This window comes from Psychrosphaera sp. (genome assembly GCF_982872775.1).
In genome coordinates this window covers 25,153-33,406 of the sequence record NZ_CEYNSH010000036.1, presented here as the reverse complement: position 1 = coordinate 33,406, position 8,254 = coordinate 25,153, and the positions used below count along the sequence as shown (strand labels likewise).

At 38.3% G+C, this 8,254-nt stretch carries 5 protein-coding genes; 2 read left to right on the top strand and 3 right to left on the bottom strand.

Translation table 11 applies throughout. The annotated features are described in order from the left end of the window. Positions 1-74: 74 nt before the first annotated feature. From AC4E96_RS10815 to AC4E96_RS10805, 3 genes are read right to left on the bottom strand one after another with little or no spacing between them, the layout of a single operon-like run. Entirely contained in the window at positions 75-1,373 is a 1,299-nt protein-coding gene (locus AC4E96_RS10815; protein WP_490255824.1) for an MFS transporter, read from the bottom strand. A 28-nt stretch (positions 1,374-1,401) separates the two neighbouring features. Next, positions 1,402-1,728 (bottom strand): Hpt domain-containing protein, encoded by a 327-nt coding sequence (locus AC4E96_RS10810; RefSeq protein ID WP_488032499.1) that lies wholly within the window; start codon positions 1,726-1,728, stop codon positions 1,402-1,404. 8 nt (positions 1,729-1,736) lie between these two features. Further along, the gene (locus tag AC4E96_RS10805; RefSeq protein WP_490255823.1) at positions 1,737-2,690 is read right to left on the bottom strand and encodes a response regulator; all 954 of its coding nucleotides are present in this window, start codon (positions 2,688-2,690) and stop codon (positions 1,737-1,739) included. Between the two features lie 150 nt (positions 2,691-2,840). Between AC4E96_RS10805 and AC4E96_RS10800 the strand changes: the two genes are divergently transcribed. Both AC4E96_RS10800 and AC4E96_RS10795 read left to right on the top strand, forming a co-directional pair. Beyond that, positions 2,841-5,771 (top strand): PAS domain-containing hybrid sensor histidine kinase/response regulator, encoded by a 2,931-nt coding sequence (locus AC4E96_RS10800; RefSeq protein ID WP_490255822.1) that lies wholly within the window; start codon positions 2,841-2,843, stop codon positions 5,769-5,771. A gap of 123 nt (positions 5,772-5,894) precedes the next feature. After that, entirely contained in the window at positions 5,895-8,240 is a 2,346-nt protein-coding gene (locus tag AC4E96_RS10795) for a carbohydrate binding family 9 domain-containing protein (RefSeq protein ID WP_490255821.1), read from the top strand. Positions 8,241-8,254 lie beyond the last annotated feature (14 nt).

The window sequence follows — 8,254 nt, the reverse complement described above, 5'->3', positions numbered from 1 at the left end:
AAATCCGGCTCCCGCAACCAATTCTTATATATTCTTAATAAGTTCACAGCCCGTCAGGCTCAACTCTTCTTCTATTATTCTTTTTGAACTTCTTTTAGGCAAAACCCCGACAAGCACGCCCCAAATGACATTAAACCAAAAACTAAAATGACGTATTCGTTTCCGTATACACTACCCAATATACTAAACACTGATGACACTAATAAGAACAACCCTATAATTGTATTAGATAAAGCGGTATAGGTTGCTCTCGTGTCTTCATTTGCCATGTCCACTAAATGTGTAGAGCGCCCTAATCGAACACCTTGATAGGCAATCATAAGCACAAACAGTAAAACGGGAAGTAATATCTCGATTTGTAAAAACAAATCCTGATATAGATACATAAAACTTAACACTGAGCCTGCTATCAAACCAGAGAGTACAAGAACTAATCGACTAGATTTGTCCGATAGCCTCCCCCACACATAACTACTTAAAAATGACGCTAGTGCGGAAGCCACAATCAGCAAACCAAGGTTTATCGATGATGCCTTATCGATATCAGATACCAGTGCAATCATAAATGGTGGTGCTAAGGCAGTACTAACTAGAAGTGCACGAGTCAAAATAAAAAGTTGAAGTTGTGAATCACTTTTCAATAAAGATGTGTTTTCTTTAAAAACGGTGAATGGGTTACCGCCACCGCTCGTCGCCCCTTCCGCTTCTACGATTCTACCGAATATCACCCCTGCTGTGAGCCACAAACATCCAGCTACAAACAATGCAGTCAGGATTAATAGAAATCGGTCGAATATATCGAACGTGATAATCAAGGCAAAGATCATTACAAATGCAGAAGCAAGAGACGTTGCAAGTCCAGTTGTTGAACCTCTTTTAGATTTGCTTATCGTTTTGCCCAAAACATCTTTGTAACTTACAGAGCAAAGGCTTCTAGCGACTGCTAGAATTGAAAGTAAAATGACAATAGCCCACCCTAGTTCAGATCCACTTAAAAAGAGTGCAGCTAGCCCAATACCTATTGTACATGCGCCTTGAACTATTGAACCAAATGCCCAGACCCACTTTCGAACTTTTAACGCTCTGATGTGTTGTGCTGTAAACAGTTGGGGAAGTAACGCGCCAGCTTCGCGAATTGGTACTAAAAGACCTACAAAAAAACTAGAAGCTCCTAAATGGGTTATAAGCCAACTCAAAACGAGTTTAGGATCAAGGAGTCCATCAGCAACTTTTGTGCTTGTGAGTGATAACAGATGTATGAAGTAATTTCTCGGCTGTTCATCACAAGCAGAATCCGGTATATCTTTACATACCCGTCCGTCATCTTCGGACGTTAGCATTTCCATGGCCTTATCAAATGCCTTTTGTTTCATTAACACCTCTGTCAAAAATATTTATCTATTAATACTTGAGACTCGCGACATAAGTTTCAATGGCAATCTTAACTTTTGGCCACAATTGAATAATATGTTCTTTTCTAACCTTTCCTTTACCTTTGTTTTTCTCGTATTCCTCACAAATTAAGGCCATTTGCATAGCGCCCACCATTTTGGACATCGTTTTTAGACTATGTGCATGACGAACAAGCGTTTCCTCATCCTCATATCGCATTTCATTCACATATACCTGAGCTTCGCTGCAATAAGACTCCAGCCCGTCGATTAAAAGTACCTCAGGCAAGCCCTCGTAATTTTGGTTCAACACTTCTTCTGAAAATAGCTCTGTCATTATCTGTGTCACTTTTTACGTTGAATTATTGGTTTTGTTAAAATTCCCAACCATGCAGTTCGTAACGATTTACTAAAATTCTTCTTGGCATCTACTGAAATTTTATTCGGGGATAGCTTTTTAAATGGAAGCTCGGCAATAAGCTTTATCCTTTCCTCTAAAGCTTTCCATATTGGTAGGTTCGGATTTGCGCTTCGTAAGGGTTTAATCGCATACTTGAGGTCATCTATACACAAATTTATTTGTTCCACATCTTTTTCAGCCGTTGGGTAAACATCCTTTTCCGTTCTATAAAAATGAAAGTGATTCAGGTGATAACACAAGTCTTTTAGCCGCCTATCGAGTTGATGAAAGCCCGTTGTGGCAGCAGCAGGCCACTTAATATAGAGATTTTCTTGTACTTCTTTTTCTATTTTAGGCGGTGGTACGCGTTGAGTATCCTCTTCGTCGTCTTTGGAGACAACAGAAGAACTAGGTTTTTTAACAACGGGCTTAGGTTTTTCTGCTTGTAACTTACGATCCAACTCTTGAAAAAACTGTGGTGGCTCTAGTTCTTGCACTTTACTCAAGTGGGCTTCAACTCTTTTTCTTAACTCCATTGCAACGATAGGTTTAACGATGAAGTCTGTTACTTTAAACAGTAAACATTCTTTAACTGCTTCTTTGTAAGTATTTCCAGAAAAAATTAATATAGGTACATCATGATCTCCCTTACCTTCACCCTTGCGAATTAATTTAACAATATCTAATCCGCTGCCGTCAGGCAGGTTTAAATCTATAATCGCCATAGAGATTGGTACCCTAGAGAGGGTCCCCTCAGCACTGGCAATACGTGACGCGGTGTGACATTCCACATTAGGTATCGTGCGCAACGTTTCATTGAGAAACTGACACATTAAATTCACATCATCTAATAAAAGAATATGTCTAGTTGGAATGTTGCTGGTGTTTTGGCTAGCCATATACGCCTTATAAAACCTCTCAAATTAGCGATAAAAACAATTTAATTGCTAGTTATCCTAGTCTCGAATATCCATAGTCTTATTTATAGTCTATAAATTATGTAATTACCTGAATTTTAAATTTTTGTATTGCAATAAATTAGAGTCCTTATGACCCCTGAAAATGGTAAAAAGACAGTTTTAACGATATTTGCTTTATGTATAGGCTTAATTGTCGACATATACAGCCATCTGGGTCTGTCTATTGGTTTTGTATTTTGTTTGATAATTCTCTCAGCAATGCAAAATGGTCAAATTAAATTTGTTCACTTAATTTCTTCCCTCAGCGTCCTTTTCATTATTGTTGGTTTTTTGCTACGAAATGAGGAATTACAATTAGATGTGAACGCTGACCTCCTTAATCGCATCCTCGCGATAGTTACCATCTCTGCAACTTGGTTTTATTCGGTTAAACAAATAAAAACACACTTCAAAAACCAAAAACAGAGTGAAAGCTTAGACAATCTCATAAATGCTGCCGAACTTGGCACCATTAACTTCACGAATTCTGACGTTACTTTGAGCCATCAGGCTCAAAAATTATTTGAGACAGATTCAAAGTCCTGGTCACTCGATGTGTTTTTTGAGATGTTCAGTAGCACTGAAACTGAGTCTTTGAAAAAGCTCGTTCAGAATAATGATGGTAGCTCAATAAGCATGAGAACCAGACAAGCAAATTTAAAATACGAGTGGTTTCAATTAATTAAACTTTCAAACATTGAAGGGACAACATCTTTCGCAGTCCAACCTATTACACAACGATCACAAATAGATTTAATTCTTGATAAAGAACGCCTCAAATTTGAGCAGCTTGCTAATTCTTTACCTATTTTTGTAACGACATTTACACAAGAAGGTAAAATTGACTTTATTAGTGATAATCATGAGTCATTTTTTGGTGAGTCTTTAAATGACCTACGAGAGGGATGGCAAAATTTCATCCATAGAGATGACGCGCCCCATATACATCAGCAATGGCAAACAGCGTTACAAGAACAAAAACAAAGCACATTAAAATATCGAGTTATAAATAATAAATCTCAAACACGTTATTTCATTTCTCATTTAAAACCAATAACGAATAAGAAGTCAGGTCGAGTAACGTGGTTTTGTGCTTCTTTCGATAATACAGAAACCGAAATGCTCAGGCTGGAAAATGACAAATTTGTGGCCAAGTTACAGGGCATATTACAAGGAATGGAAGATGGGTTTATTAGCCTTGAGCGCCGCGACAACAAGTTTGTAATAGAATTCCATAACTTTAGAGCCGAGATCTTAATAAGTTTAGAACCGGATTCAGAAGGGTTAGAAGTATCGCAAGCAAGTGAGTTTTTCCAAAATAAACTATTAATAAGTGAATGTGAAAAGGTAGAAAGCGACCAAAACACCCGAACGCTGTCTATTAAATATAACCAAGCTGATTTATTTGTCAGAATACATGCTTCACTAAATGGTGTCAGACTCTATATTCAGGACATTACCTCCGAAAAGGCCTCTATTGACGAACTTAATCTGTTAAGAAAAGCGATTGATAAAGCCAACGATGTAGTTTTGATTACGAAAGCCGATACTATTGATTCGCCGGGACCGGAAGTTGTATATGTTAACGACGCTTTTGAAACCGTCACGGGTTATAACAAAAGCGATATCATCGGTAAGTCACCAAGATTGCTGCAGGGACCAAATACGGAACGTGAAAAGCTTGATGAAATCAGAAGTGCGTTAGAAAAAAATCAGCCTATTCGAGTCCTAGTGACTAATTACACAAAGGTGGGTGAGCCTTACTCTAATGAGCTAGATATCAACCCTATTACTGATGACAACGGTAACGTCACACATTTTATCGCCGTTGAACGCGATATTAGTAAACAAAAAGTTCAAGAAGAATTGGCATTTAGGGCACACAAGATGGACTCTATTGGCTTAGTCACAGGTGGTGTCGCGCATGATTTTAACAACTTATTGACGATTATAATGGGAAATGCAGACATCCTCCTTGATGCCTCCCAAACGTTTAGTGATGAACAAAGAAAAGAAAAACTTCAAGCAATTACAGAGGCAGCTACGCAAGGCGTATCATTGACGAGAAGTTTACTTGCATTCAGTAAACGACAACCATTTGCAGATAATACAGTTGATCTCGAAAGCGTAGTTAATTCAATCCACCCTATTCTATCAACTGCATTAGGCGCAGAAATCAAGTTTGACGTTAGTAACAAATCAAACGTCAAATATGTAAACGGGGACCAGTCACAAGTAGAAAGTTTGTTTTTAAATATGGCAATCAATGCTCGTGATGCGATGAAGGAAGGCGGAAAGTTTGATGTAGTAATATTGGATACAACGATTAATAAAGATGACCCTCTAACGGCAACTTTACAGCCTGGTAATTACGTTAAAATCATTTTTAGAGACAACGGTAGTGGTATTGAAAAGGAAAACTTAGATAAAATATTTGACCCTTTCTTTTCAACAAAACCCCTCACTAAAGGTACGGGCCTTGGTTTAAGTATGATTTATAGCTTCATTTCACAAAGTGGCGGTCATATTGAAGTTTCCTCTAAAGTTGGTATCGGAACTGAATTCAAGGTCTATTTACAGGTATCTGATAAGGAGCAATCTCGTCAAACGGGCGAAATAGAGCGAGCTATTTCGGTTGACGAACCTTCGAATAACTATCTAAACCAAACGGTTCTGATTGTGGAAGACACAGAAATGGTTGCGAAAGTTGCCATTCATATTCTATCAACAATGGGTTTTGAGGTTCACAAAGCCGAAGACGCCCAACAGGCCATTGAACTATTTGAGAAACACAAAATAGATCTATTGTTTACCGATATCATCTTACCTAATGGCATGAATGGTAAAGAATTATCTCAAAAGTTAAGGGAACGCCAACCTGATTTACCAATTATATATACTTCAGGTTTTACTGATGGAAAATTAAAACACGAAGATTACCAACAAGAAAATGTAGAGTTTTTACAAAAACCTTACACCAAAAAGGATCTTGTTAATATTATAAATGAACTACACATCTGATGAGCTATCTATCTGTTTAGATTTACCTCTCACCGCAATTATTTTCTATGGCTTTTTTTATGCGTTAACATTCGCCGTATAAAAATGGGTAAACCCTAAGAAAATAATAACCTTGAGGCATAAATGGAAAAGTCTTCTAAAGTCAAAATTTCAACCATGTTGTTTGGCCTTTCTCTTGTATCTTCTACGTCTGTAATCGCATCAGCTTTACATACAGAAAAAACTAACATTAGTATTCCCAGAACAGAAGCCGTCATCAATATTGATGGTGTCATGCAGGAAGATGTTTGGAAAAAAGCAAAAAAAATCTCAATTAATAACATTACCTACCCCCAAGAAAACGAGGTCTCTCCAGTTAGAACTGAGGCGTGGGTAATTGAAGACGGCGAGACATTATATGTTGCTTTTAAAGCGTTTGATCCAAACCCTAAAGCAATCAGAGCGGTTCTGTCAGATAGAGATAAAAACTGGAACGACGATTTAGTCGGAATAAAAATTGACAGCTTTAACGACCATACATTGGCTTATCAATTTTTCATTAATCCACTTGGTACCCAAACAGACTCCATTGAGAATGAACTAACCGGACGTGAAAGCTCAGCTTGGAATGGAATTTGGGACTCGGCAGGCAACATCACCGATGAGGGCTATGTGGTAGAGGTTGCTATTCCGCTGCGAATTCTTAACTTTAATGACGGATTGGATATGCAAAAATGGGGGTTTGAACTGGTCCGTTTTTACCCACGTGATGAGCGATATCGTATCTCAAATATGAAAGTGGACCAAGGAAACAACTGTTGGGTCTGTCAAATGCCAACAATTGAAGGGTTCCAAGGTGCAAAACAAGGTAAAAATTTAACCGTCGTACCAACATTCGTCAGCGGGATTTCACAAGACAGAGACATTAATTCTGACATCTCTCCTGTTGAAATTGGTGAATGGAATAGCACTTCGAACACGCAAGTTGGTCTAGATGTAAAATGGGGAATTACACCGGATGTCACCCTTAATGCAACAATCAACCCAGACTTTTCTCAAGTTGAAGCAGACTCAGGACAACTAAACGTAAACAACACATTTGCATTGTTTACTCCTGAAAAACGCGCGTTTTTCTTAGCTAATGAAGACTACTTCAAAACGCCAGTTGACTTAGTTTACACCCGTAATATTCAAGCGCCATCCTATGGCGGTAAAGTTACTGGTAAACTGGATGATCATTCTTTTGCTGCATTCGTTGCTGATGATGAATCTTCACTGTTTTTACTGCCTGGTAACTTAGGTTCAAATCTCTTTGAGATTGAAGAAAACACGACAAACGCAGCATTTCGATATAATTACATTGTTAACGATGACTGGAATGTCGGGGCAACATCGACCGTTCGAGAAAATGACGCCTATCACAACTATCTAACTAGTATTGACACTAAGTTCCAACCAGATGATAACAATCGTTTTGATGTTCAAATAATGCACTCTGATACTTACTTAGCAGATGAGTTTGTTTTGGATATTAAAGACTCGGGTGACTACAGTGATGAGCAGGCTTTACGTGCCGATAGTATAAATGGCACTGACACTGCGTTTAGACTGGACTATCGTCACAATAATAAAGATTGGTTCTTCCGTGCATCACACTTCAATATAGGTGAGGCGTTTCGTGCTGACCTTGCCTTTTTTAACAATACCGATAACGTAAAAAGCGTTTTGGGTGGCGGATACATTTGGCGTGGTGATCAATCTAATTGGTGGACACGATTCGAAATCCAAGGTGATATTGACCGAACTGAAAACCAAAATGGCGAAAAAATCGAAGAAGAGGCCGAGTTGTTCGTAAATGTTCGCGGCCCTATGCAATCTTTCATACGTCACGGGGCTGTAGTTCGAAATAAAGTAGGAAACCGAATCGACACATCTACTCTATCGATTGAAGGCAACACTGAACTGTTTAAAGAACAAGAGCTTCGTTCTTGGGTTGAATTTAGGCCACAGTCAAATATCTGGTTAGGTAACTTTATTAAAATTGGTGAGAACTTAGACTACTCAAATTCCAGACTGAGCGACGTTTTTGCTTGGGAGCCTCGTATCACTTTGAACTTAGGCAAACATCTAGAAACCAGGTTAACGTATAAATACAATACAATGGAATTCGCTGGTGATGAGGTATTTACCGCGAACTTAATTGACCTACGAATGAATTATCAATTCAACATTCGTAGCTTTTTGAGACTAAGCGTTGTCGGTTTTGACATTGATCGTAACTTAGAAAACTACAAAGAAGATGTGCGTGACGACTTCAACAAGAGTTATAAGAGCATTGCTAGTCAACTCCTGTTCTCGTACAAAGTTAATCCACAAACCTTATTTTTCATCGGTTACTCAGAAGGCGGTTATCAAAGTAACGAGTTAACTAAAGTAACCAATGACAAGCGCAGTGTGTTTTTAAAGATGAGTTATGCTTGGATGCTTTAACTCTTCAATGACAT

Bases quoted from the DNA above. Each gene is read 5' to 3' on its own strand.
- AC4E96_RS10800 (WP_490255822.1), top strand. From the start codon at position 2,841: ATGACCCCTGAAAATGGTAAAAAGACAGTTTTAACGATATTTGCTTTA.
- AC4E96_RS10810 (WP_488032499.1), bottom strand. From the start codon at position 1,728: ATGACAGAGCTATTTTCAGAAGAAGTGTTGAACCAAAATTACGAGGGC.
- AC4E96_RS10795 (WP_490255821.1), top strand. From the start codon at position 5,895: ATGGAAAAGTCTTCTAAAGTCAAAATTTCAACCATGTTGTTTGGCCTT.
- AC4E96_RS10815 (WP_490255824.1), bottom strand. From the start codon at position 1,373: ATGAAACAAAAGGCATTTGATAAGGCCATGGAAATGCTAACGTCCGAA.
- AC4E96_RS10805 (WP_490255823.1), bottom strand. From the start codon at position 2,690: ATGGCTAGCCAAAACACCAGCAACATTCCAACTAGACATATTCTTTTA.